The 25,435-nt window shown below is 62.6% G+C and carries 23 protein-coding genes; 16 read left to right on the forward strand and 7 right to left on the reverse strand.

Features of this window, described 5'->3' with window-relative positions; all coding sequences use genetic code 11:
• Positions 1-13 precede the first annotated feature (13 nt).
• Entirely contained in the window at positions 14-1,393 is a 1,380-nt protein-coding gene (locus EJ066_RS28985) for an aspartate aminotransferase family protein (protein WP_126043318.1), read from the forward strand.
• 7 nt (positions 1,394-1,400) lie between these two features.
• Positions 1,401-2,501: an alcohol dehydrogenase family protein gene (locus EJ066_RS28990; protein ID WP_126043319.1), complete on the forward strand. Its 1,101-nt coding sequence runs from the start codon at positions 1,401-1,403 to the stop codon at positions 2,499-2,501.
• A 106-nt stretch (positions 2,502-2,607) separates the two neighbouring features.
• Here EJ066_RS28990 and EJ066_RS28995 read toward each other — a convergent pair whose 3' ends face one another.
• Complete coding sequence (locus tag EJ066_RS28995) at positions 2,608-3,984, reverse strand: aspartate aminotransferase family protein (RefSeq protein ID WP_126043320.1); 1,377 nt, start codon at positions 3,982-3,984, stop codon at positions 2,608-2,610.
• Positions 3,985-4,258: 274 nt separating this feature from the next.
• On the opposite strand from EJ066_RS28995, the gene EJ066_RS29000 reads away from it, so the two are divergent.
• Positions 4,259-5,392, forward strand: a complete 1,134-nt coding sequence (locus EJ066_RS29000; RefSeq protein WP_126043321.1) for an NAD(P)/FAD-dependent oxidoreductase — start codon at positions 4,259-4,261, stop codon at positions 5,390-5,392.
• A 541-nt stretch (positions 5,393-5,933) separates the two neighbouring features.
• Here the strand turns inward: EJ066_RS29000 and EJ066_RS29005 are convergent.
• On the reverse strand, positions 5,934-6,371 hold the full coding sequence (locus EJ066_RS29005) for a CBS domain-containing protein (RefSeq protein WP_126043322.1): 438 nt from the start codon (positions 6,369-6,371) through the stop codon (positions 5,934-5,936).
• Between the two features lie 229 nt (positions 6,372-6,600).
• Between EJ066_RS29005 and EJ066_RS29010 the strand changes: the two genes are divergently transcribed.
• Both EJ066_RS29010 and EJ066_RS29015 read left to right on the forward strand, forming a co-directional pair.
• A complete protein-coding gene (locus tag EJ066_RS29010) occupies positions 6,601-7,041 on the forward strand; it encodes a hypothetical protein (protein WP_126043323.1) in 441 nt (146 codons plus the stop codon).
• A 73-nt stretch (positions 7,042-7,114) separates the two neighbouring features.
• On the forward strand, positions 7,115-8,305 hold the full coding sequence (locus EJ066_RS29015) for an NADH-quinone oxidoreductase subunit D (protein WP_126043324.1): 1,191 nt from the start codon (positions 7,115-7,117) through the stop codon (positions 8,303-8,305).
• Positions 8,306-8,320: 15 nt separating this feature from the next.
• Here EJ066_RS29015 and EJ066_RS29020 read toward each other — a convergent pair whose 3' ends face one another.
• The gene (locus EJ066_RS29020) at positions 8,321-9,061 is read right to left on the reverse strand and encodes a metallophosphoesterase (protein WP_126043325.1); all 741 of its coding nucleotides are present in this window, start codon (positions 9,059-9,061) and stop codon (positions 8,321-8,323) included.
• Positions 9,054-9,866, reverse strand: coding sequence for a hypothetical protein (locus EJ066_RS29025; protein ID WP_126043326.1), 813 nt, complete (start codon positions 9,864-9,866; stop codon positions 9,054-9,056). Before EJ066_RS29025 ends, EJ066_RS29020 begins: the two co-directional genes overlap by 8 nt.
• 202 nt (positions 9,867-10,068) lie before the next feature.
• On the opposite strand from EJ066_RS29025, the gene EJ066_RS29030 reads away from it, so the two are divergent.
• Both EJ066_RS29030 and EJ066_RS29035 read left to right on the forward strand, forming a co-directional pair.
• On the forward strand, positions 10,069-10,353 hold the full coding sequence (locus EJ066_RS29030; protein WP_126044096.1) for an acylphosphatase: 285 nt from the start codon (positions 10,069-10,071) through the stop codon (positions 10,351-10,353).
• Between the two features lie 226 nt (positions 10,354-10,579).
• A complete protein-coding gene (locus EJ066_RS29035) occupies positions 10,580-12,286 on the forward strand; it encodes an HAD family hydrolase (protein ID WP_126043327.1) in 1,707 nt (568 codons plus the stop codon).
• 171 nt (positions 12,287-12,457) lie between these two features.
• Here EJ066_RS29035 and EJ066_RS29040 read toward each other — a convergent pair whose 3' ends face one another.
• Positions 12,458-12,892 carry a hypothetical protein gene (locus EJ066_RS29040; protein ID WP_126043328.1) on the reverse strand — a complete coding sequence of 145 codons (435 nt, stop codon included), beginning with the start codon at positions 12,890-12,892 and terminating at the stop codon, positions 12,458-12,460.
• A gap of 324 nt (positions 12,893-13,216) precedes the next feature.
• Here EJ066_RS29040 and EJ066_RS29045 point away from each other — a divergent pair, with 324 nt between their 5' ends.
• The 3 genes from EJ066_RS29045 (at position 13,217) to EJ066_RS29055 (ending at position 15,841) form a co-directional block, all read left to right on the forward strand.
• Positions 13,217-13,402 carry a hypothetical protein gene (locus tag EJ066_RS29045; RefSeq protein ID WP_126043329.1) on the forward strand — a complete coding sequence of 62 codons (186 nt, stop codon included), beginning with the start codon at positions 13,217-13,219 and terminating at the stop codon, positions 13,400-13,402.
• A 188-nt stretch (positions 13,403-13,590) separates the two neighbouring features.
• Positions 13,591-14,208 (forward strand): GntR family transcriptional regulator, encoded by a 618-nt coding sequence (locus EJ066_RS29050; RefSeq protein ID WP_245455015.1) that lies wholly within the window; start codon positions 13,591-13,593, stop codon positions 14,206-14,208.
• A 277-nt stretch (positions 14,209-14,485) separates the two neighbouring features.
• Complete coding sequence (locus tag EJ066_RS29055) at positions 14,486-15,841, forward strand: glutamine synthetase family protein (RefSeq protein WP_126043330.1); 1,356 nt, start codon at positions 14,486-14,488, stop codon at positions 15,839-15,841.
• A 61-nt stretch (positions 15,842-15,902) separates the two neighbouring features.
• Here EJ066_RS29055 and EJ066_RS29060 read toward each other — a convergent pair whose 3' ends face one another.
• Positions 15,903-16,916 (reverse strand): LacI family DNA-binding transcriptional regulator, encoded by a 1,014-nt coding sequence (locus EJ066_RS29060; protein WP_126043331.1) that lies wholly within the window; start codon positions 16,914-16,916, stop codon positions 15,903-15,905.
• Between the two features lie 158 nt (positions 16,917-17,074).
• Here EJ066_RS29060 and EJ066_RS29065 point away from each other — a divergent pair, with 158 nt between their 5' ends.
• The 4 genes from EJ066_RS29065 to EJ066_RS29080 are packed head-to-tail and all read left to right on the forward strand — an operon-like array spanning position 17,075 to position 21,442.
• A complete protein-coding gene (locus EJ066_RS29065; protein ID WP_126043332.1) occupies positions 17,075-18,016 on the forward strand; it encodes a sugar ABC transporter substrate-binding protein in 942 nt (313 codons plus the stop codon).
• Between the two features lie 56 nt (positions 18,017-18,072).
• Positions 18,073-19,602, forward strand: coding sequence for a sugar ABC transporter ATP-binding protein (locus tag EJ066_RS29070; RefSeq protein ID WP_245455016.1), 1,530 nt, complete (start codon positions 18,073-18,075; stop codon positions 19,600-19,602).
• Complete coding sequence (locus EJ066_RS29075) at positions 19,599-20,594, forward strand: ABC transporter permease (RefSeq protein WP_126043334.1); 996 nt, start codon at positions 19,599-19,601, stop codon at positions 20,592-20,594. Before EJ066_RS29070 ends, EJ066_RS29075 begins: the two co-directional genes overlap by 4 nt.
• A gap of 11 nt (positions 20,595-20,605) precedes the next feature.
• The gene (locus EJ066_RS29080; protein ID WP_126043335.1) at positions 20,606-21,442 is read left to right on the forward strand and encodes an N-acyl homoserine lactonase family protein; all 837 of its coding nucleotides are present in this window, start codon (positions 20,606-20,608) and stop codon (positions 21,440-21,442) included.
• A 23-nt stretch (positions 21,443-21,465) separates the two neighbouring features.
• Here EJ066_RS29080 and EJ066_RS29085 read toward each other — a convergent pair whose 3' ends face one another.
• Entirely contained in the window at positions 21,466-22,110 is a 645-nt protein-coding gene (locus EJ066_RS29085; protein ID WP_126043336.1) for a hypothetical protein, read from the reverse strand.
• Positions 22,111-22,497: 387 nt separating this feature from the next.
• Here EJ066_RS29085 and EJ066_RS29090 point away from each other — a divergent pair, with 387 nt between their 5' ends.
• Together EJ066_RS29090 and EJ066_RS29095 are read left to right on the forward strand one after the other, a co-directional pair.
• Positions 22,498-24,573, forward strand: coding sequence for a mechanosensitive ion channel family protein (locus EJ066_RS29090; RefSeq protein ID WP_189644393.1), 2,076 nt, complete (start codon positions 22,498-22,500; stop codon positions 24,571-24,573).
• 367 nt (positions 24,574-24,940) lie between these two features.
• On the forward strand, positions 24,941-25,429 hold the full coding sequence (locus EJ066_RS29095; RefSeq protein WP_245455017.1) for a hypothetical protein: 489 nt from the start codon (positions 24,941-24,943) through the stop codon (positions 25,427-25,429).
• The last annotated feature ends 6 nt before the right edge of the window (positions 25,430-25,435 follow it).

Genomic DNA, 25,435 nt, shown 5'->3' on the forward strand with positions numbered 1-25,435 from the left:
AGGAGTAAAAAAAATGCTCGACCAGTCCAACGAACTCGCCGCCTGGGACCGCGACCACTTCTTCCATCCCTCGACCCATATGGGCACCCACGCGCGCGGTGAATCGCCAACCCGCGTGATCGCCGGTGGCGAAGGCGTCACCATCTGGGACAATAATGGGCGCAAGAGCATCGATGCATTCGCCGGCCTCTATTGCGTCAATGTCGGCTATGGCCGTCAGAAGATCGCTGACGCGATTGCCGCGCAAGCCAGGAACCTCGCCTATTACCATGCCTATGTCGGCCACGGCACCGAGGCGTCGATCACGCTTGCCAAAATGATCATCGATCGGGCGCCGCAAGGCATGTCGCGGGTCTATTTCGGCCTCTCCGGTTCCGATGCCAACGAAACCAACATCAAGCTGATCTGGTATTATAACAACGTGCTCGGCCGGCCAGAGAAGAAGAAGATCATCTCGCGCTGGCGCGGCTATCACGGCTCCGGCGTCATGACGGGATCACTGACCGGGCTCGACCTGTTCCACAACGCCTTCGACCTGCCGCGCGCGCCGATCCTGCACACCGAGGCGCCCTATTATTTCCGCCGCGCCGACCGTTCGCTGAGCGAGGAGCAGTTTTCCCAACACTGCGCCGACAAGCTCGAGGAGATGATCCTCGCCGAAGGCCCGGACACGGTCGCCGCCTTCATCGGCGAGCCGATCCTCGGCACCGGCGGCATCGTGCCGCCGCCCACCTCCTATTGGGAGAAGATTCAAGGCGTGCTGAAGAAATACGATGTGCTGCTGGTCGCCGACGAAGTGGTCACCGGCTTCGGCCGGCTGGGCACCATGTTCGGGTCCGACCATTACGGCATCAAGCCCGACCTGATCACCATCGCCAAGGGCCTGACCTCGGCCTATGCGCCGCTGTCGGGCGTCATCGTCTCGGACAAGGTCTGGCAGGTGCTGGTGCAGGGTTCCGACAAGCTCGGCAGCATAGGTCATGGCTGGACCTATTCGGCGCATCCGATCTGCGTTGCCGCCGGGGTGGCCAATCTGGAACTGATCGACGAGATGGACCTGGTGAGGAACGCCGGCGAGACCGGCGCCTATTTCCGTGCCGAACTGGCGAAGGCCGTCGGCGGTCACAAAAACGTCGGCGAGGTGCGCGGCGACGGCATGCTGGCGGCGGTCGAATTCGTCGCCGACAAGGACGACCGGGTGTTCTTCGACGCCTCGCAGAAAATCGGGCCGCAGATCGCCACCGCCCTTGGCGAGCGCGGCGTCATCGGACGCGCCATGCCGCAGGGCGACATCCTCGGCTTCGCGCCGCCGCTGTGCCTCACCCGCGAAGAGGCCGACATCGTCGTGGCGAAGACGGCCGATGCGGTGAAGAGCGTGTTTGCGAACATCTGAAACCGACATGAATGCCATGACCAAAACCCTCCCCGCCACTATGGCCGCCGTACTCCTCACCGGGCACGGCGGACCAGAAAAGCTCGTCTACCGCACCGACGTGAAAGTGCCCTCGCCCGCGCCGGGCGAGGTGCTGGTCAAGGTCACTGCCTGCGGTATGAACAACACCGATGTCTGGGTGCGCCAGGGCGCGTATGGCACGGAAGAAGACGCTGCCGCCGTGTCGACCTGGCGGCGGCAAGGCAACACGCTGACTTTCCCGCGCATCCAGGGCACCGACACGGTCGGCCACATCGTCGCCGTCGGCGACGGCGTCTCGCCTGATCGTATCGGCGAGCGGGTGATGGTCGACTTCTCCATCTACAACCGCGACGACGATTCGCTCGCCGACATTGACTATATGGGCCATGGCCGCGATGGCGGTTATGCCGAATACCAGGCCGTGCCGGCCGAGAACGCGCATGTCGTCGACACCGAACTGACCGATGTCGAACTTGCCACCTTCTGCTGCGCCTATCTCACCGGCGAACAGATGCTGGAACGCGCCGCATTGAGGGCCGGCGAGCGCGTGCTGGTCACCGGCGCGTCGGGCGGCGTCGGCTCGGGCATCGTGCAGCTGGCGCGGGCGCGCGGCGCCATCCCCTATGCCGTCGTCGGCAAGGGCAAGGAACAGGCCGTGCGCGACATCGGCGCCGAGGCGGTGATCACCCGTGGCGTCGCCGACCTGCCCGCGGCGGTCAACGAGGCGACCGGCGGCAAGCCGATCGACGTGGTTGCCGACCTCGTCGGCGGCGCGATTTTCAACGACCTGTTGCGCATTCTTCGGCCCGAAGGCCGCTACACGACGGCCGGCGCCATCGCAGGCCCGGTCGTGCAGCTCGATCTCAGGACCATGTACCTGAAGCAATTGCAGCTGCATGGCTCGAGCCAGGGCACGCGGGCGGACTTTCGCCGTATCGTCCGCTACATCGAGGACAAGAAGATCCGGCCGCTGGTCGGCGGCGTCTACAGGCTGTCCGATTTCCATCGCGCCCAGGCGGATTTCATCGCCAAGGATTTTGTCGGCAAGCTGGTAGTGGTTCCAGATGCCGTTGGGAGCGCCACGTAGCGCCGGCAGACAGGACCATGGCAGGCTTGGGCTGTTCACCGATACGGTGAGGTCGAGCGCGACATGGCCTTGTGGCGCTCCAGCCTCTTCGTTCCGACGACCCCGATCAGCTCTGTGATCCGACCTGCTTGCCGGCGGCTTCGAGCGATCTTTCAAACGCGTCGATCATCTGATCGACCTGCGGCTCGGTGATGATCAGCGGCGGGCAGAAGGCCAGCGCATCGCCCATGTTGCGCGAGATGACGCCGTTCTGCTGCATGAAGCCGTTGACGAGCCCGCCCAGCGCGCCGACGTCGCCCCACGGCGTCTTGTTCGCCTTGTCGCCGACCAGTTCGACCGCCGCGATCAGGCCGACGCCGCGTACCTCGCCGACAAGCGGGTGCGAAGCAAGCTTGCGTAACCGCTTCTGCATATGCGCGCCGACCGTGCGCGCATTGCCGACAAGGTCGCGCTCCTCGATCAGCTTCAGGTTTTCGAACGCGACCGCCGCCGCAACGGGATGGCCGCCGCCGGTGAAGCCGTGACCGAAGGTGCCGATTCGGTTGCTTTCGTCGGCAATCGGCTCGAACACTTTCTCGTTGATGAGGAGCGCCGAGATCGGCAGGTAGGAAGACGAGATTTGTTTGGAGAGCACCATGATGTCGGGCTTGATGCCGAAGGTCTGCGACCCGAACATCTCGCCTGTCCTGCCAAAGCCGCAGATGACCTCGTCGGCGACGAGCAGGATGCCGTATTTCGACAGCACCGCCTGGATCTTCTCCCAGTAGCCGGCCGGCGGCACGATGACGCCGCCAGCGCCCATGATCGGTTCGCCGAAGAAGGCGGCGATGGTTTCCGGGCCCTCGGCCAGGATCAGCTTTTCCAAGTCGTCGGCAAGCCGGCTCGAAAACTGCTGTTCGCTCTCGCCCGGCAGCGCCTCGCGCCAGTGGTGCGGCGTCGAAATGTGCAGCACATTGGCGATCGGCAGATCGAACGAAATATGGTTGTTGGGCAGTCCAGTCAGGCTCGCCGCGGCGATGGTGACGCCGTGATAGCCGCGATTGCGGCTGATGATCTTCTTGCGTCCCGGCTGGCCGAGCGCATTCGACCGGTACCAGATCATCTTCATGGCCGTATCGTTGGCCTCGGAGCCGGAATTGGTGAAATACGCCTTGCTCATCGGCACCGGCGCCATCTGCACAAGCTTCTCGGCAAGATCGATCAGCGGCGAATGCGATTTGGAGCCGAAGTCGTGATAGTAAGGCAGCTTCGACATCTGGCGCACCGCCGCATCGACCAGCCGCTTCTCGGAAAAACCGACCGCGACGCTCCAAAGGCCCGCCATCGCCTCGATGTAGCGGTTACCGGCCAGATCCTCGACATAGATGCCGTCGCCCTTCTCGATGACGAGCGGCCCTGCCTCCTGATGCTTGCGGGCATTGGTGTAGCCATGCATGTGGTAGCTGATGTCGCGGGCTTCGGGAGAATTCGGGCGGGCGTCCATGCTGGTTCCTGTCCTGTATGCGGGACGTGGATCCTGCCGCCGTTCGGCGCGCATCGGCAGGTTCCCTCTTGCATTGATGCTGTTTGATGCATCTGTTTCCTGTAACGGTGTCAAGCCATTTCGGGAGGCTGGCGGATGGACGCAGACGTATGCAGAATTTCGACTTCGAGGCCTGGAACGCGAGAACCTGCGCGAAACCGTCTGTGCATCGCCGGGACATGACCCTCGAACGGCTCACCAGCAGGCACAACAACAAGGCTGAGGTGGCCTGATCATGGACCATGTCGACTGCATCGTCGCCGGCGCCGGCGTCATTGGCCTCGCGATCGCGCGAGGCATGGCGCGTTGCGGCATGGACACCCTGATCCTCGAGGCCGAGAACGCCATCGGCACCGGGATCAGTTCGCGCAATTCCGAGGTCATCCATGCCGGCATCTACTATCCGGCCGGATCGCTGAAGGCGCGGTTGTGCCTGGCAGGCCGGGAGAAGCTCTACCGTTATTGCGAGGAGCGGGCGGTCCCGCATGCGCGCTGCGGCAAGCTCATCGTCGCGACGGATGCCGAACAGGAGCCGGTGCTCGCTTCCATCCGAGCCAACGCATCTGCTTGCGGCGCGGGCGACCTGACGCCCTTGACCGCGGCAGCGGCGCGCAGGCTGGAGCCCAGGCTGCTGTGCACTTCGGCCCTGCTGTCCCCCGCCACCGGCATCATCGACAGCCACGCCCTGATGCTTGCGCTGCTGGGCGATGCCGAGGAGCACGGGGCGGCGCTCAGCCTCAACACCCGCGTCGTCTCCGGCCGCATCGAGCGGGCCGAGCGGGGCCGCATCGTTCTCGATACGATCGACGTCACCAGCGGCGAGCGCTTTGAAATCGCCACCATGCGCTTCTTCAACGCCGCCGGGCTTGGCGCCACGGGGCTTGCCGGCTCGCTTGACGGGCTCGACCCGCAATTCGTGCCAAAACTTCGCTACGCCAAGGGCAACTATTTTTCGGTCGCCGGCCGGGCGCCCTTCTCGCGGCTGGTCTATCCCGTGCCCGAACCCGGTGGGCTCGGCGTGCATCTGACGCTCGACCTCGATGGCGTCGCCCGCTTCGGGCCGGATGTCGAATGGACGGATCAACTCGACTATCGCGTCGACCCGGCTCGCGGCGAACGCTTCTACAACGAAATCCGCAAATACTGGCCGGACCTGGCCGATGGCAGCCTGCAGCCGGCCTATAGCGGCATCCGGCCAAAACTCTCCGGTCCCAGCGAAGCCAATGCCGACTTCGTCATCCAGGACGCGGCGGTGCACGGCGTGGAGGGTCTGGTCAATCTGTTCGGCATCGAGAGCCCTGGCCTGACGTCAAGCCTGGCGATCGCCGACCACGTTGTGCAGCGCCTCGCGCCGCCGAAGGCAAGCTAATCGAGGCGACACCGAGCGAGCGAGCGCCCGCTGCTAAGAGCGCAGCCAAAAACGCCCGTAAGCCATCCGTAAGCCGGGATAGCAGAACCTCGGCCCGTCGATCACAGTCGACGATCGGAGGCTTCGAGTTCCCGGAACCGTCGGCTCCATGACGGCGGACAGCGCGAGAGGCGCACCGGAAGCCAGCCCTGGCATTCTAGACCGCCCGAGGCAACCAAACGACAGGGATCATCGATATGAAGGACCGTTTCGAGGCCATACCGAACCCAAGCTGCCGGTTCGAGATCTGGGACAATGAGAGCGGCGAGCCCGTCGTCCGTCACGGTCGGCTGCTAACCTTCGCCTCGGCAAAGTCGGCGACGAGGATCGCCGGCTTCCTCAACGGCAGCCGCAGCCTCCGCCGGCCGGTGCCGCCGAATGGCGCGTTGCGGACCGCGACGTCGGCTTGCGAAGGCGTGAATCCGATGCGGTTTTGGATTCGAAATTCCTGAGCGTCGAATGCCGTCGATGGAGCAGGAACTTCAAGCTCACATATGACCCATCAATGCGCCGTCTGCGAATGGTCGCCGCCCGGCTGCGAAATGCCGCCCAGCGCTTCGCCGGCCCAGGCCGCCTCGCCATTCGTGGCGAGATCGCCGAGCGAGACAATGCCAACCAACCGTCGGTCGCGGCTGATCACCGGCAGTCGCCGCAGTTTGAGATTGCCCATGTGCTGAAGGACATCGTCGACTTCCTGGTCGTCAAAGCAGCATCGTACCTCGGCGCTCATAACGTCCCTGACCTGGGCGTCGGGGCCTTTGCCCTCCGCGATCCCACGGACGGCAATGTCGCGGTCCGTGATCATCCCGACCAGCCGGTCATTCTCACCGACGGGCAGAACACCGGCGTCAAGATCGGCCATGGCTCGTGCGGCATCCTGCAAGGATTGGTCCGGACTGGCGACCTGAACATTCTGTGTCATGCACTCGCTGATTCTCATGATTTTCTCCTCGAGGTCCAGCGCCCCGCCGATCCTGTGATCAAGGTGTGATCGAGGAAGAATGAACGCCTGTCGGAATCGTTCCATCTTTCCACTGCGCGCGAGGGATCCGGACAGGGCCTCAACCAGTGTGACGGACCGGGCGATGCGACGGACCGGGAACCATAATCCGGCACAACGGTTGAGTGGTCACCGAGTGGTCCTCCTCGCGCAAACGGAAGGAAAGATCATGCGCATATTGACGACAATTGCCGCCCTTTCGGGGTTGGCCCTCGCGCAGCCGATTCACGCGCAATCCACCGACCCGCAGCTTCCCCAAATCCCGCCCCCGGCCCAGGAGCCCCTGCCCGATCCGATGCCGCCCGATCCCATGCTGCCTGACCAAACGCCGCCGGATCAAGCCGTGCCGGATCAAGGTTTCACCGACCAGAACTTTACCGGCATTGCGATCGTCGCGCTCGAGGATTTGCCTCCGGAACTCAAGACTCAAGCCGAGGCCGTGATCACTCAGACCAGCGTTGAAGATCTGCTTACCCTGCAGAGCTCGATCGATGCGTCGCCGCAGGCAGCATCGGCGCTGGCGGCGAACGGGCTCGATTCCTCGCAGGTTGTCGCTGCCAACGTCGACGGCGACGGCATGCTGACGCTGATCATCCAGACGACGACTTGATCGGCGGTCCGGGCATGGCGGACCGGACAACTCGGCTTCGGCCGTGAAAAACGCAGTATAGCGGAGCACCGTCATGGTCGAAGCCGCAGTTCGCAACTTCACCCTCAACTTCGGGCCGCAGCATCCGTCTGCTCACGGCGTCCTGCGGCTGGTGCTGGAACTCGACGGCGAGATCGTCGACCGCGCCGATCCTCATATCGGCCTGCTCCACCGCGGTACGGAAAAACTCATCGAGTACAAGAACTATCTGCAGGCCCTGCCCTATTTCGACCGGCTCGACTATGTCGCGCCGATGAACCAGGAGCATGCGTTCTGCCTCGCCGCCGAGAAGCTGCTCGAAATATCGATTCCCAGGCGCGGACAGCTCATCCGTGTCCTCTTTTGCGAAATCGGCCGGCTCTTGTCGCATCTCCTCAACGTCACGACACAGGCCATGGATATCGGCGCGCTGACCCCGCCGCTTTGGGGTTTCGCCGAGCGCGAGAAGCTGATGGTCTTCTACGAGCGCGCCTCCGGCGCCCGCATGCATGCGAATTATTTCAGGGTCGGCGGCGTGCACCAGGACCTGACTCCAAAGCTTCTGGATGACATCTGGGCTTTCTGCGATCCGTTCCTCAAGGTCTGCGACAATCTCGACGAATTGCTCACCGGCAACCGCATCTTCAAGCAGCGCAATGTCGATGTCGGTGTGATCGGGCAGGACGACGCCTGGGCCTGGGGCTTCTCCGGCCCGATGGTGCGCGGGTCGGGTGCGGCATGGGACCTGCGCAAGGCACAGCCCTATGAATGCTATCCCGAGATGGATTTCGACATTCCCGTCGGCAAAAATGGCGACTGCTATGACCGCTATCTCGTCCGCATGGAGGAAATGCGCCAGTCGGTCCGCATCATGAAGCAATGCCTGGAGAAATTGCGCTCGCCGGAAGGCCGGGGGCCGGTCGCTGTTGCGAACCAGAAGATCACGCCGCCGCCGCGGGCGACCATGAAACGCTCGATGGAAGCGACAATCCACCATTTCAAGCTCTATACCGAAGGGCATCGCGTGCCCGAAGGAGAAGTCTACGCCGCCGTGGAAGCGCCGAAGGGCGAGTTCGGCGTCTATCTGGTTTCGGACGGGAGCAACATTCCCTATCGTTGCAAGATTCGCGCACCGTCCTTCGCCCATCTGCAGGCGATGGATTTTCTGTCGCGGGGGCATATGATCGCCGATGTCGCCGCCATCATCGGGTCGCTCGATATCGTGTTCGGCGAGATCGACCGCTAACGACGTGCAGGTCTTTCAGATTTCAAGCAACGCGTAGGGACGGCCGGTCGGCTTCGACACGTGCATGGCGACGTTATAAACCGGGGCGCCGCCGGGCGTGCGACCTTCATAGACGCCGCGATGCGCGTGGCCGTGCACCACGGCGCTGACCTTGAACCGATCGATCGTCTCCGCCAGCCGCGACGAGCCCAGGAACGGAAAAATCTCCAATGGCTCGCCGGCGACCGTTTCGACGACCGGAGCGTAGTGCAGGACGACGAGCGTGCGTTTGGTGCGGACCTGCCGCATTGCGTTTTCGAGCCGCATCGATTCGCTGACGCTTTCAGCAACCATGGCCTTGATCGCCGGCTCGCCGAAGGAGCCGAGCATGCGTGATCCAAAGCCGCCAATGAAACCTTTCACGCCGACAAAGCCGACCTCCCTGATTTCCGTCGCCTGGCCGTCGAGGAGATGGACGCCCGCCTGCCGAAGAATGGCGCTGACCTCGTCGACCGCGCCGGATTCATAATCGTGATTGCCGAGCACGGCGACGACCGGGATTGCGCAGGCGCGCAAATCCTCCGCAAGGATTTCGGCCTCACGGGGCTTGCCGAGATTGGTGAGGTCGCCGGTGAGCACGAGAACGTCTGCTTCGCGCGAGACCTCGCCGAAGAGATCGCGGCAGGAGGCCTGGGCGTCTTCGTGCACATGCAGGTCGCCGACGGCCGCGATCTTCACGGCGCCACCGTTCCCAGCTCTTGCCGCTTTTTCAGCCATCGCGGAATTCCCCCGTTCCGCCGACGCCGGCAAAGCCCCATTCCTTCACGTCGATCTCATAGTCGGTCGGCGAAAGCAGTCGTCCGCGGCAGATCTTCATCCGGGGAGTAGGCAACTCCCTCTGCTTGGCGAGACGGTCGAGTAATTCGTCGAGCAGCCAGGCGGGCACATGATCGCGCTCGCTCGGATAGATCCATCGGAAATGCAGAAGCTGCATCAACAGCACCTCCCAGTGAACTTCGAGGTAGGATAGGAGCCGGTGCCAGTCGATCTGATCCTGCGCCTTGAGGATGGTATGGGCGACGTCGGCGCCGTCATGGCGGCCTCTGTCCTGGATGAAGCACTTGGACCAGATAAGCTCCGTCGGACCGACAATCCGCACCCGGCTGCCCAGCAAATCGATTTGCCGTGCGTGCTCCAGCCACAGGTCGCTGACAGGCATGGTGCCGTTCGCCGATGCGAATATGACGTCAAAGAAATGCGTGCCCTTGAAGACCTTGCCGAGCCACCGGTCATCCAAGATCTCGACCGCATAACCGGCCTGCTTGAAATGGGCGAGGATGCGGGCGTAGTCGCCGGCCTTGCAGAAGATGTCGAGATCCTTCGTCCGGCGCGTGACACCCGTATAGGCGCTCACCGCGTAGGTGCCGGCGACAAGAAAGGGAATGTCCGTCGCAGCGAGTTCGCGGATCGCCTCTGTGTAGAAGACCTCGGCCTCGGCATGCTGAAGCGTCGGCTCCGCTTTTGCATCGATCGTCGGAACGGATGCCGGGATGGCGCCTTCCGGTGTAGAATGATTGGTCATGAAACCGTGGCTCCGAGACCCAGCAACCTGCAGCTGTCCGTCCTTAAACAAGGCCGCCGCCGCATGGTTCCGTTGCCGGCAAGATGCAAACGGACGTCTTCATCGGACTGCCAGGCAGCCTGAACCTTTAAAAATGCGATGACGGAGCCTTTTTCGCCGCCGGGGAGTTGAAGGTATGCAAACCATCAGCACGGAGGTGACCATGGAGAACGAGCGCAAGGCGGTACGCGTCAGGCTCAGTGGAAGGGTGCAAGGCGTCTGTTTTCGCGTGTGGACACGGACCGAGGCCGAGAAGCTCGGCCTGTCGGGATGGGTTCGCAACGAGTATGACGGATCCGTAACGGCACTGATCGTCGGCGCCGAAGGCGCGGTTTCGACGATGATGGACCGGTTCTGGAAAGGGCCGAACGGAGCGTCGGTCTCCGGCGTGACATCCCAGGACGTCGATCCCGGCCAGGAGCCGAACGGATTCAGGATCATCGGCTAGAACGTGGGTAGCGGATTGGGAAAACCGATGCTCAACCAAAAGCCACGCTTCCGCTGCTCTTGCCTTCCGCCGCCGGGAACAATCGGCAGCCAGCGCCGTTGGAACCAATCAGCCCTGATGAACGCTAACGGGATTCGGCCAATGGAAGTCACCGGAGCAGGTTGCTTTCCGCTCGGCTCGGCGAGCAAGCATCTCAGGTCGGCTTTGGACTGCCGATAATGGTTCCATGTATGCTCTTGCTCTAGCCACTGACTACGATGGCACACTCGCGGAAAACGGGATCGTTTCCGATGCGACCCGTGCCGCGCTCGAGCGGTTGAAGGAAACCGGCCGCAAGTTGATAATGGTGACCGGTCGCGAGCTTGCCGACCTCGAATCCGTTTTCCCGGAGCTTGGCATTTTCGACAAGGTCGTCGCCGAAAATGGCGCGCTCGTCTACACGCCGGCTTCGAAGAAGATGCGGATCCTGGCGCCTGCCCCTCCGGCGGAATTCGTCGACAGGCTGATGATGCGCAAGGTTTTGCCCCTGTCGATGGGACGTTCCGTCGTCGCCACCAGGGAGCCTAACGAGACCATCGTGCTGGAAGTGATCAGGGACCTTGGTCTGGAGCTGGAGATCATCTTCAACAAGGGTGCCGTGATGGTGCTGCCAAGCGGGGTCAACAAGGCGACCGGTCTGGCGGCTGCCCTGGAGGATCTGGAGTTGTCCGCCCACAATGTCGTCGGCATCGGCGATGCGGAGAACGACCATGCCTTTCTGCGCGCCGTCGGCGTCGGCGTTGCAGTTGCCAATGCACTGCCAAAGGTCAGGGAGACGGCGGATCACGTGACGAATGGCGCCCGCGGCGCGGGCGTCAGGGAGTTGATCGAGGCCCTCATCTCGCAGGACGCCGCCTTGCTGGACACGGCGCGGCAACGCATCGAAATTGGCGCGGACGATGGATCGGGCGCAGTGATGCATCTTTCACCGCGCGGTGGCAGTGTCCTGCTGGCCGGCACGTCGGGGATCGGAAAATCCACCCTCGCCACCGCTCTGACCGAGCGCTTCGTCGAGCAAGGCTTCCAGTTTTGCGTGCTCGACCCGGAGGGCGACTACGAGGAGCTGGAGGACGTGCTGGTGGTTGGCGACGCCAAAAGCCCGCCGAGCTCGCGCGAAATCTTCGACCTTTTGTCCAAGCCGTCCAACAATGTCGCCGTCAACATGCTGGGCATCAAGACCGGGGAGCGGCCAAACGCCTTCGCCAAGCTGCTGCCGGAGCTTGCCGCGCTTCGCGCCCGCACCGGACGCCCGCATTGGCTGATCATCGACGAGGCGCACCACCTGCTGCCGCACGCGCGCGATGGCACATCTTTTGCGCTGCCAAAAAGCCTTTCGGCGACGATTCTGATCACAGTTCATCCCGATCTGGTTTCGCGGGATGTGTTGGCGGGCGTCGACACGGTGCTGGCTCTTGGCCCGGAATCCGACAAGGTCGTCGAGAGCTTCTGTGCCGCAATTGGCGAGGACGTGCCTGAGGGCGTCGTGCCGCCATCGGAGAACAAGGTCTTGTATTGGAACCGGTCGACAACCGAACCCGCAAGGCCGATCTCGGTCGAGCGTCCCCGGCAGGAACTCAAGCGTCATAAGCGCAAATACGCCGAAGGTGATCTTGGCGAAAACAGTTTCTATTTCCGCGGCGCTGACGGCACGCTCAACCTGAAAGCGCAAAATCTCATGATGTTCCTGCAAATCGCCGAGGGAATCGACGACCGCACCTGGGAGCATCACTTGCGTGCGGGCGACTATTCGGCCTGGTTCCGCAACCAGGTCAAGGACAAGGGACTTGCGGAGGAAGCGGCTGTTATCGAGGACGACGATAGTCTCGATCCGCGTAAAAGCCGCGCCGCCATCGCGGAAGCGGTCCATCGCCGCTACACCGCGCCCGCCGACTGAATCCGCCCATGCCAATGGTATCGAGCTTCGCCGATGGCGGATCGCCGCCGAACGGCATATCCGTCATCAACGCCCATTGATGCGAGGCGTGGAAATGATGTCGCCCGCCGCCTCCATCTTCCGAACTGCCGGCCCGTAGCGTCGATGCCCGCTACGTCAATGCCCGCTACGTCAATGCATGAATGTTCCACGCAGCCAGGCGAAGAAACCGAACCTCTCGGACTTTGCGGCACGGACGCGAGAGGCGGCCCACCGCGCTCGTATCGTGGCGCCGACATGGCAATGACAAACGATTTCGTGCAACTGCCAATCCGTCAGTTCGAAGAAGCGCCTGGCTTCGCCGTAGGTGTCATCCCTCAAGCCTTGCGCACGAAAAATCGGATCCTCGAAGGCAACAGTGAGAGGTGAGTCGTTGTCACGCATTTTTTCGCGTATCTCAGGAGACTTGTATTCGGTGCCCGTCAGCGCTTCGAGACGCCGATCGGGATTTTGCTCCAGCAGTTTCGCCCAACGTTCGAGACGCTGGCTTCGAGTCGCTACTAGGTCTGTTGCTTCAGCGTGAACGTCGGCAACGGCATGCAGTTGGTCAAGTGTTTGGTGTTTCACGGCCGCCTCCTATTCAGCAGGTGAGTTCGCTCCACCCTTTCAGCAGGTGAGTTCGCCCCACCTGAAATGGAAATTATGGCGCCCCACGAAGCCGACAAGGCCTTTGTGCGCGGACTATTCGATCACTTTTCTGATGGCGCCGTCCTGCCATGCCTGATGCCTTGCGGGATCACTGAAGGCCCCATCGGAACCATAGGCACGCGTGATCGTTCTGCGTGCATCAGCCCGTAGAGCGAAACCGGTCGAAAAGGGGTGGCGTCAAAATCCCGCCCGACGTCGATGACCCGCCGAGACACAGTGCAGCGAGCGGAAGGAAATCACACCATGGCCATTCTTCCCACTCCCGAACCAACGCCCACTCCAGCGCCCTCGCCACCGCCGTTTCCTGAACCGAAGCCGGTGCGTGAGCCGGACCCGGACAGACTCCCCGACGAAGCTCCTGTCCCCAATCCGGATGAAAACGACGCGCCACTGAAGATCGGCCCTAAAGCGTCCAACCCCGGCATTTGACGGATCGGAATGGCGCGCCACCGAAACAGGAGCGATGACGCGGCTTGCGGCGCTGCGCTTGGAGCGTCTATCATGTGCTTGAAAAATCGCTGACTTCGGCCTCGCGCCGCGTTCGGCCAGCCAACATTTCCAGCGGCAGATGTAGCCAGCTGCGTAGATTTCAGAACGAATGAAGTAGCGCACCGCCAATGGCCGATAAAACGCATTTCGGGTTGACCGCCGTCGACACTGTGCCCCTGCATGAGAAAGTCTATCTGGAACTCGTCAGGGCATTGATGTCGGGACAGTTCGCGCCCGGCCAGAAGCTGACCTCGCGCAAGCTCGCCAAGGAACTGGGCACCAGCGACATGCCGGTGCGCAGCGCCTTCATGCGGCTGCAGGCGCTGCGTGCGCTGAGCCCGATGCCGAACGGCAGCGTGGAGGTGCCGATCATCTCGGCCGAAAGATTCTCGCAATTGACCGCCGTGCGAACAATCCTCGAAGGCTCCGCGACCGAGCTTGCCGCGGCGCTGATCAATGGCAACAATCTGCGGGCGATCCGCCGCCATTGCACCGAGCTGACCGAGGCTGCCCGCAAGGGCGACATCGACGACTATCTGCGGAAGAACTACAACTTCAAGTTCTCGATCTATCGCCACTGCGGCAACGAGCAGATGATCTTCCTGATCGAGACGGTGTGGATGCAGGTCGGCCCGTTTCTCAGGAACCTGGCCTCGCCGCATTCCGCATCGATTACCAGAGGAGCGTCGCCGCGATCGAAGCTCAGGACGGGGTGCGCGCCCGCGCCGCCATCGTGCGCGACATAACGACGGCGCGACGCATCTCTTGCAACACGTCAATTCCCGGAGACGCGGCACTGACGGCGGCTCAGATGCGGCTTGGCTTTACCTGGCCCTACCGCTATATTGCGATCGCAAATCGCGCAATTGGTCTTGAAATGCCGCCCGATATCCCAGCTAGTGAATTGAAAAAATAAAGGAAATCCTCTGGTAACAGCCAGAGCGGTTTTCAGAAATCCACAAGCTATAGAGATATCGTAACCGGCCAGGGCTACGGCACCTCGGAAAAAACCAGGGGTTGAAATTGGGCGATGCAATCGCGGACGTATTGAAGTGGCTTGAAAGCAGGGACGACATCCAAAGCCTGCGGGCCGCGGTGTGCGACCTCAACGGCATCATGCGCGGCAAGCGCATCCCGGTCGAGCAGGCACGCAAGGCGCTGGAGGGCAAGCTGCGCATGCCCTATTCGCTGGTCGGGCTCGACATCTGGGGCGAGGATATCGAGGGCAACACGCTGGTTTTCGGCACCGGCGACGCCGACGGCCTTTGCCAGTGGACGGGACGCGGCATCCTACCGGTGAGCTGGACGGCGCACCCGACAGCGCTTGTCCCGCTCTGGCTGGCCGATGAAACCGGCGCGCCGTTCCTGGGCGACCCGCGGCGGGCGCTGGCCCGTATCCTCGATCGCTACAAGGCTCTGGGCCTGACCCCGGTCACGGCTACGGAACTGGAGTTCTATCTGGTCGACCCGCAATCGCAGCGGCCGATCGGGCCGGTCTCGCCGGTAACAGGGCGTCGTCTCGATTCCGACGCAGCCCTGTCGATCGACGAGATCGACGACTTCGAAGCCTTTATCCACGATGTTTACGGCGCCTGCCGCATGCAAGGCATTCCCGTCGACACCGCGATCGCCGAGAACGGCGTCGGCCAGTTCGAGATCAATCTGAACCATGTCGCGGACGCCTTGCGCGCCGCCGACGACGCCGTTCTGTTCAAGCGCACCGTCAAGGGCATCGCCCGCAAGCACGGCTTTGCCGCCTGCTTCATGGCGAAGCCTTATGGCGACCGCGCCGGCAACGGCTTTCACGTCCATTTCAGCCTGACCGACGCCGAAGGCCGCAATGTCTTCGACGACGGCAGCGACCAGGGTTCGGACGTCATGCGCCATGCCGTCGGCGGTCTGCTCGCAGCCATGGCCGAAAGCACGCTGGTGTTCGCGCCGCACTTCAATTCCTACCGCAGGCTGCGTCCCAGGTCCTATGCGCCGACCGCGGTTGCCTGGGGTTATGAGAACCGCATGGTCGCGATCCGCATCCCCGGCGGACCGACGGGCGCGCGCCGGATCGAGCATCGCGTCGCCGGCGCCGACGCCAATCCGTACCTCGTGCTTGCGGCCATCCTGGGCGCCGCACTCATCGGCATCGAAGGGCAATTGTCGCCTGGCGATCCAGCGGGCAGAGACGGGCAAGGACTTCAGCCGGCCAAGCTGCCGCCGGACTGGGCCTCCGCGATCGCCAGCTTCGAGAGCGGGGCGCATGTGGCGGCGATATTTCCGGCCATCCTGCGCGACTCTTTCATCGCCTGCAAACGGCAGGAGCTGAATACGTTCGCGCTCAATGTCAGCGACTTCGAACTCGAGACCTATCTCGAAAGCGTTTAATTTTAAGGCCATCGCGCGGAGCGCCAACGACCGACATCCCGCCGTCCGCGGCGGGAAACCGTCAACCGGCATTCTCGCGCAGCGGCATGCAACTTTCCCCGACGATCAGAGCCGGCTGGAAAACGATGCTGCGCACGGGCTCCGATACCCTTTCCTCGATGCGATCGACGAGCAGGCGCAGCGCTTCGTTGGTCATGTCGGCGATGGGGTGCTCCGTTCTCGTCAGTCGCGGCTTCAAGCCGCCGGCGCCCGCGACCGTGTCCGTCGAGGCGATCGAGATGTCCTGCGGACAGCGCAGGCCAAGATCGGCAACGGCGCGCATCACGCCGATCGCCATGACGCCGTTCGCGACATAGATCGCCGTCGGGCGGTCGGGCGAACTCATCATGTCGCGAGCGACCGAATAGGCGGCTTCCTCGCGAAATTCGCCGGACCTGATATGACCAGGTTGCGGTGCAAGTCCTCGCGCGGCCATCGCATCGATCATGCCATCAAGCCTGCCCTTGCTGGTCGACAGCTGCATCGGACCGGTGATCGAGCCTATGCGGCGATGTCCAAGGTCGAGCAGGTAGTCGGCGGCCTGTCTGCCGGCTTCCCGATTGTCGATAGTCACCGTATCGGCGCTGTTGCCTTCGATCGATCGCCCCAGAAGAACGGTCGCGATGCCATCGAACTCGTGTGGCTGATATTGATTTGCCGCGCCCACCGGTACCAGGACCATTCCGTCGCAGCCAAGAGTGCGAATTCGCGACAGGATGCGCCGTTCCGTATCGGGCTTTTCATCGCTGTTGAACAGCACGAGCGAATAGCCCCACGCCGCGACAGCCGCCTCCGCCGACCAGACGATGCGCGCGTAGAACGGGTTCGAGAGATCGGCCACCGCAAGGGCGATCAACTGGCTGCGGCTGCGGCGCAGATTGCGGGCAGCCAGCGACGGTTCGTAGCGCAGCTCGCGAATGGCGGTAACGACACGAGCCCTCAGTTCGGGGCTGACGAAGGCAGTATCGTTCATGACGGCCGAGACCGTCGCAGTCGATACGCCCGCCTTTCTGGCAACGTCTTTGATGGTGGCCATTTTGCCCTGATAGCTAATCGTTTCGCTGAAGTCTGGTTCAGATTTATGGCCGTGTCCAGCGGATTCATGCTTGCATTGGATCGCATTTTGCGTGACGTTAGCGAAACGGTTTGCTGCCAAGAGGCTCTGGCGGCAGATCAGGTGAAGGAGGAGAACCCATGAGAAATCTAGCTTGCATCATCGCCGCCGGAGTGCTCTCGCTCGTGACGGCTGGCGCTGCCGCGCAGGACAAGCCGCTGCTTGGCATCGTGTCCATCAGCGCCACCGAAGCCAACAATGTCCGCTACATCCAGGGCGCCACGAAGGCAGCCGATGAGCTTGGCTGGAAGACCAACGTTGTGGATGCCGCCGGCAGTGCCGACCAGGCGAACGCGGCGATCCAAAATTTCGCGCAGCTCAAGGCGCATGCGATCATCGACATGGTATTTCCCTATTCGTCGATCGGCGCCGGTCTGGCCGCCGCGGGCGACGCTGGAATACCTGTGGTGACCTGGGGCGGCGGGCTTGGCTCGACCGTTGCCGCCACCAACGGCTCGGGCGGCCCGATGGCGATACCGGTCGTCGATCTCATGGTCGAGAAAATGGGCGGCAAGGGTTCGATCCTGGCCCTCACCTACCGGACCGGCGAAGTCTGCCGCAACCGCGAAGTCGTGATGGACGAGATCGTCGCCAAACATCCCGAGATCACCGTCATCAAGAACGAAGTGCGCATCCCCGGCTATTTCGAGGACGGCGCCCAATACGCGAATGCATGGCTGGCTTCGCATCCGGCCGGCAAGGAGAACCTGGCGATCTGGGGATGCTGGGACGACCCGGCCATTGGCGCCATCGGTTCGCTGCGCGCCCAGGGACGCGACGACGTTCTCGTTTACGGCATCAATGGCAATGCCCAGGCGCTGGAGAACATCAAGAACGGCTTCATGACCGCGACGGCCTGGCAGGACAGCTTCACCGAAGGCTACAACATGGTCAAAATGCTGAAGGACATCAAGGACGCGGGCGCCGCCTGGCAAGCCAAGGCAGCCGAGGTTCCGGCGGTGCTGGTGACCAAGGAGACTGCTGATGCCTTTCTCGAGGACCATCCGGAAGCCATAAAGTAGGATTTGGTTTGGAGGCGGCGTTCTCAAGGGGTGCGCCGCAGCCAGGCGGCGCTGAAATGACAACTCCATTCCTGGTCGCGCGCGATATCGCAAAGGCCTTCGGCGGCACGCAGGCGCTGAAGGGCGTGTCGCTCGACATTGCGCCCGGCGAAATCCATGGTCTTGTCGGCGCCAACGGCGCAGGCAAGTCGACCTTCATCCGTATCCTGGCCGGGCTGAACCACCCCGATGCCGGCCGTCTCGAGCTCGACGGCCACAGCCAGGAGATTGGCACGCCGCAGCGGGCGACCGAGCTCGGCATGAGCTTCATTCATCAGGAGCTTGCCTTTGTGCCGGGCATGACCGTGCTGCAGAACATCATGCTGGGCGTCCCGAAGAAAACCCGCTTCGGGCTGACCGACTGGCGTGCGATCGCGCGCGACGTTGCGCCGATCGCCAGGCGCGTCGGCATATCGGCCCCGCTCAACGGCGGCGTGAAGGGCCTTTCGACGGCCGAGATATGGCTGATCAACATTTGCCGCGCTTTGGTGCGCAAGGCGCGGCTGATTGTCATGGATGAGCCGACGGCATCGCTTGCCGCCAGCGAGGCGGAACGGCTGTTCGCGATCGTGCGCGATCTTTCCGCGTCGGGGGTGGCGGTGCTCTACATCTCGCACCGGCTGGACGAGATCCTGAGCCTGTGCACGCGCGTATCGGTCTTTCGCGACGGCCGCTCCGTGGCCGAGCTTGCCGGAGACGCGCTCAACCGCCCTGCGCTGGTCGAGGCGATCGTCGGCGGCGCAATTCGCGATCCCCAAAGGACAGCCACGACACGGCAGCGCGGCGATGTCGTGATGCAAGCGAAGAAGCTGGCGCGGGCGCCGAACGTCCGCGGCGTCAGCCTTCAGCTTCACGCCGGCGAAGTCTTGGGCATCGGCGGCCTTGTCGGCGCCGGGCGAACCGAACTCGCCCGGCTGCTCTTCGGGGCGGATCGGCCCGACAGCGGCGAGATGATGCTGGGGGGCCGGCCCTATGCACCCGCCTCCCCCGCGGCGGCGGTCCAGGCCGGGCTTGGACTGGTCCCGGAGGAGCGCCGGGCGGAAGCGCTCTTTCTCTCCAAGAGCATCGCCTTCAATCTAGGCATCGCCAATCTCGACAAGATTGCTTTTGGCCGATACCTGCCGCTGATGAACCGCCGCGCCCGCACGTCGATGGCCGGCGAGACGATCCGCTCCCTGTCGATAAAGGCGCGAAGTGCAAGCACGCCGGTTGGCCGCCTCAGCGGCGGCAATCAGCAGAAGGTTGCGATCGGCCGCTGGCTCCAGCGCACGCCGAAAGTGCTGATCCTCGACGAGCCGACGCGAGGCGTCGATATCGGCGCGCGCGCAGAGATCCACCGGCTGATCCGCCAGCAGGCAGAGTCCGGAATGGCGGTTCTGGTGATCTCGTCGGAACCGGATGAACTCCCTGATTTGTGCGACCGCGTTCTGGTCATGGCGGAAGGCCGCATCGTTCGCGAGCTGACCGGCCCGGCGGTGTCGCGAAAGGCGATCGTCGAAGCAAGCTATATCGAACCGGAAGCCCTGATGGAGGATCATCCCGCATGAGCGATGTTGCGATTAGCGCCCGGCGTCTGTCGCCCGGAACCAAGGCGGTGCTCGGCATCTTTGCCCGTTACGGGACAATCATCGGACTTCTGGCGATGATCGTCACATTTTCGATCCTGTCGCCGCACGCCTTTCCCACCGTGGGCAATTTCACCAATGTGCTGAACCAGGCCTCGCTGGCCATGATCATTGCCGGCGGGCTGACGCTTGCCGTGGTCGTTGGCGAACTCGACCTGTCGATAGGCTTCGCCGCCAGCCTGCACGGCATTCTGATCACCGGCCTTGTCGTCCATGACAAGCTGCCAATTCCGCTCGCGGTGGTCATCGTCATCGCACTGGGCGCGGTGATCGGTCTCGTCAACGGCTTCATCGTCACCAAGGTCAAGGTCAATTCCGTCATTGCGACGCTCGGCGTCGGAACGATCCTGACTGGTCTTGCCTTCGCCTATTCCGCCGGCGTTCCCATCGTGGCGGGCGTGCCGGAGGCGTTCCTACAGCTTTCCCTTGGCCGCTGGCTGTTCGGCATCCCCAACAACATCATCGTCATGATCCTCGTTCTCGGCGGGCTTTGGCTTCTGGTCGAGCGGACACCGCTCGGCCAGGAGATCCAGGCCGTGGGCGGCAATGCCGTGGCCGCGCGCCTTGCCGGCGTGAATGTCGACCGCATCAAGATCCTCGGCTTCGTCATTTCGGGAATGTGCGCCGCACTGACCGGAATACTGCTTGCCTCGCGCCTCGGCAGCGGCACGGCAAGTGCCGCCGACTCCTATCTGCTCACCGCCTTCGCGGCGGTGTTCCTTGGCTCGGCGACGCTGCGCGACGGCGAATTCCACGTGCTGGGCACGCTGGTCGGCGCCCTCATCATCGCCTTCGGCTTCAACGGCCTCAACATTTTCGGCGCGCCGACCTTCTCGCAATATGTGCTGCAGGGCGCCATTCTGATCATCGCCGTGGGCATGGCCAGTCTCGGCCGCTCGCTGGCGGAGCGCTGAAGGAGGAAGCGATGACAAGCAACAACAAGCCCTGGGAAGTCTATGTCATCGAATTCGCCCGATCTAAGCAGCAGCCCTGGGTGGATCTCGTCGCCGGCATGTATGACGATGGCAAGGTCGATCTGCCCTTTTCCTTCGTCCTTTTGAAGCGTGGCGACCGCAACGTGCTGGTCGACACCGGGTTTATCCAGGAATCGAGCGACGCCTTCTCGCTGAAATTCGACATTCCCAACTGGGTTTCGCCGGTTCGGATGCTGGCCGAGCTTGGCATCGGACCCGACGCCATCACGGACATTTTTGTAACCCATGCGCATTTCGATCACATGGGCTCGATCGCCGAGTTCCCGAACGCCAATCTCCACATCCAGAAAAGCGAGTTGCTCTCCTGGTATGAGGCGATCGCATTGCCGCCCCGCTTCGGTTATCTCACCGCCATCATCGATCCGGACACGCTGCGCGCCGCCCTCGATGCATCGGTCGAACACCGCGTCTCGCTGATCGACGGCGACAAGGACGATGTGCTGCCGGGCATCCATGTGCGGCTGGGAAGCGGCCATACGATCGGACAGCAGTTCGTCATCGTCCAGTCCGCACGAGGCAGACTGGTCATCTCCGGCGATTGTGTTTATTCGAGCCGGCAGATCACCGGACACAAGCATGACGGCGTCTACGCGCCGCTGAACAATGCCGTCGGCAGCGTCTGGGAGCAGCTGAAGACCATCGATCGCATCAACACCGAGATCGGCGGCGATCTCGGGCAACTGATCATCCTGCACGACATAGAGCGATGGAAGGGCCTGCCGATCGTTGCGGAGCTTGAAGGGTTTCGCATCGTCAGGGCCGGATAGGGCAATCCGACGGCGGCGCGCCTTCAGAAGCGATAACGGATTCCAAGCGTATTCGCATTGGAACCCTCATTCATGTTTCCAAATGTACCGTCGGCGCCGGATCTATGGTGGAGTTGGTAGACTAGCTCGACATTGGGAGCTTGCCTGACTCTGAACGAAAGCTCCGCACCGACGAAACCGAGGAATGATGCATCGCCGTCGTAACGGATTTCGCGAGCGCGCTCGATCTCGGTAGGGCCTGTAACGGCACTGAATCCAGCCGTCAGCGCGGGCGCAATCGCCAGATCGCCGATGACAAGACCCTGATGGCGAAGCCGCACGCCGGCCCAAAATTCTCCGGACGTATCGTCGTCATCGCCAAACCTTATGGCGGCTCCGGTCACGCCGCCAAGAACGAACCCGGCGCCAATATCGGTGAAGTCGCGGCCGTATGCGGCTCCGACCATGTAACTGTCCGTATAGTCGGCCGCGAAGACGTTGATCGTGTCTCCGAAGGACCCGGTCGTGAAGACGCCGCCAAAAACATAGATATCGTTCTTCGTCGGTTGGCCGCCAGCGAAAGGATCTTCGGTTGCAAAATAGATGAAGGGGGAACTATTATCGGCGAGTCCGGGAGTGACTGAGGCGAACAGTATCATTGCAGCGAATGCTGCTTGCACGCCGCGCATGAATGAGCTCCGAATCAGTCCCCATCGATTATCAATTGCTCCGGTATTTCATCGAAATAGACAAGGCCCAAATACTGCATAATCAAGATCAGCCGAAAAAGCCCGCATCATCCTGTGCAAGATAGCGCTCGGCGCCTTCGGGGATGAGGTCCACACCCATTCCAGGCCGGTCGATGACCGTGATCATGCCATCCCCTGACGATGGGGAGGATTGCAGCGGGCGTTCAAGTTTTAGCAAGGCGGCTGTCTTTATGCACGTTACTGTTTGACGAAAACATCCTTGCCGATGTCTTCCCGGAGACGTAGCATCGCCAGCACAGTTGCCTATAAAGGGCGAGTGGCTGCTATGTGCGGAAACGGCTGCGGCGTTAAAAACGCGGGGGACTCATGAAGAACATGCTCGTCCGCATCGGGTTCTTGCCAGTTGTCGCCGTGCTCTTGCTAGCGCTCTTGCAGGGAGCTTCGCTCGCTCAACAGTCGTCTCCCGACGTCCCGCCCGAAAAGGCGAAGCAGTTCCTCGAGCTTTTGTCCGATCCGGAACTAAAGGCATGGCTCGAGGGAAAGATTCCAGCGGCCACGGACGAGCCCGGCCTGTCTATTTCTGAGAACATCTTGAGCCTGGAGGCAGGTATTCGTGCCCGCATCGGCGCGCTCGGCGCCGCGATCCCGCGCCTGCCGGAAGAATTGGCGCGCGCCGCCGACGTTGTCTCGCGTGACGTAAACTCCGGCAGGCCAGGGCTGGTTATAGGCATCCTGGCGGTCTTGATCGCGGTCGGCTTCGGAGCCGAGTGGCTGGTCCAACGAGGGCTCGCCGGGACGAGGAGCGTGGTTACCCAGGAAGACGTTGGTCGGGCAATCCTCTTCGAAGCCGTCACCTTGCTGTCCTTTGCCATAGCCAGCACCGTTTCGTTCCTGGCATTCGAATGGCCACCCTTGCTGCGCAGGATCATTCTGACCTTGCTTCTTGCGTTCATCGCGTTCCGTGCCGTTGGCTCGGCAGCCCGATTGCTGTTTGCGTTCGGCGGCGCGACGAGTGAAGCATCGGAGCCGGCTCCGCTTTTCGAAAGTGAGGCATTGACCCATTTCTGGCGTTGGCGGGTCAGCCTCGTGGCCGGCTTTCTGTTTTTCGGCTGGGCGATCGCCAGCCTCTTGCCTGGACTGGGCTTCTCCCGAGAGGTCGCGGAGCTCGCCGCCTTCCTGTTCGGGCTTGGCATTCTGGCAACCGCGATCGACGTCGTCTGGCGACGGCTCGACGGGCGAGGCTCTCTGGTCAAGCAATCGTTTCTCACCTTGGTCCTGATCGTGCTCTGGGTGGCCTGGGTGGCCGGCCTGCTCGGCGTCCTCTGGCTCGGGATTTTCACCCTGGTGCTGCCGACAGCCGTGCGCGGCGTCGGCGACGCGGCACACGCCTTTGCCGGCAGGACGAAGCGCAGCGGCGCCATGGGCGTCGTACTTGACGTGCTCATTGTCAGGGGCGCCAGGGCAGTGGTCATTGCCGCGGCTGTCGCATGGCTCGCTTATATCTGGCGGATTAGGGCTGCGAGCCTCGCCGGCAGCGAAACCTCCGGCTTCCTGATAACCGGACTGCTCAACGGCATCATCATTCTGCTGATCGCCGACCTGCTCTGGCAACTGTCGAAGGCGTCGATCGAATATCGCATGAACCTCGCGCCGGCGGATGGGAGCAGCGCCGATGAACTGGCCCGCAGCGGCCGGCTGCGCACGCTGTTGCCGATCTTCCGCAACGCCCTTGCCGTGTTCATAGCCGCCGTCACCGCGCTGACGATCCTCGCTGGGCTCGGCGTGCAGATACTTCCCCTCATTGCGGGCGCCGGCATCTTCGGCATCGCCATCGGTTTCGGCTCGCAGACCCTGGTCAAGGACGTGCTGAGCGGCGTGTTCTACATGATGGACGACGCTTTTCGGGTCGGCGAATACATCCAGAGCGGCAGCTATAAGGGCACGGTCGAATCATTCAGCCTGCGGTCGGTTCGGCTGCGCCATCATCGCGGCCCCGTCTACACCGTCCCGTTCGGTGAGCTCGGGGCGATCCAGAACATGAGCCGGGATTGGGTGATCGACAAGATGACGATTGGCGTGACCTACGACTCCGACGTCGACTTGGCGCGCAAGCTCATCAAGAAGATCGGCCAGGAGCTGGCCGCCGATCCGGAGTTTGCAGGCGACACGATCGAACCGCTCAAGATGCAGGGCATCGATAGTTTTGGCGATTTCGCGGTCATCCTGCGGATGAAGTTGACGACGAAGCCTGGCACCCAATTCCCGATCAGCCGACGCGCCCTCATGATGATCAAGACGGCTTTCGCGGAAAACGGCATCAAAATCGCCTATCCGACCGTTCACGTCGAGGGTGGCGGAGGGACCGAGGCCGCCGCACATCAGGCTTACGAGGCCTCAAAAAAGAGCAAGCCCCCCTTGGAGGTGGTGAGGGACACGCCGTAGCGCTGCGCGATTTGTACACGTCATGCGCGAGTACGGGCGAATGGCGGCCCGGAGTAGGCTTCTAGCAACGGCGTCAACGCAAGAAGAGGACGGATGAAGCATAGCGACATTTCTGCCAAAGCCGCTGGTGTCGGCGTGACGCCGCAAAGGTACCGGCAACGCTTTAAGTCCGTGGGCATCGGGGCAGCCTGAACTGCACGCGGACGACATGCCAACGCCGACAGCAAATTCCGTCAATACGGCCGGTGCGCTCAGCGGCACGACAACGACATCGTGAAGTTGTGCAGGTTGACTCGGTTGTCTGCTTGCCTAACTAAGGTTCTCGGGGCCAGCACAAATCACAACAGCCGGTATGATATTTTCCCGCATGCGAAAGCTTGTCCTTCTTGTTCTCTTGGCCGGCAGTTCCATCCTGTCCTCCTGCGTCGCCCCCGACGACACGTCCGACATCTCGAAGGAGGACACAACGACGGCGGCGGCCCGCAAGGAGATGGTCGGTCTCAGCGAGGCGGACGTTCGAATGTGCGCCGGCTTTCCGACAGCCACCGCCGATGCGGGCGGATCAGCCCAGATCTGGACCTATCAGCGCACCGTTCAACGCGGCAATCTCAACGTCGTGATTCCAACCTTGGCCGTGGGTGCGATCCCGACGGTCGGAGGATCCCTGAACGTCAATCCTGGCGGCTACTGCAACACGCAAATTCGAATGGTCGATGGCCGTGTTGCCGAGGTCGCCTATGCGGGCGACAACAATCTGCCGAACCACCGCGATGGGCTCTGCGTCAGCACGGTAGACGCCTGCGTGGCATATGCCCGCCAGCGCCGTCCAGTCAGGACAGGGGCCGGCTCCAGGTAATCGGAC

The sequence above is a fragment of the Mesorhizobium sp. M9A.F.Ca.ET.002.03.1.2 genome, from assembly GCF_003952365.1.
GTDB lineage: Bacteria > Pseudomonadota > Alphaproteobacteria > Rhizobiales > Rhizobiaceae > Mesorhizobium.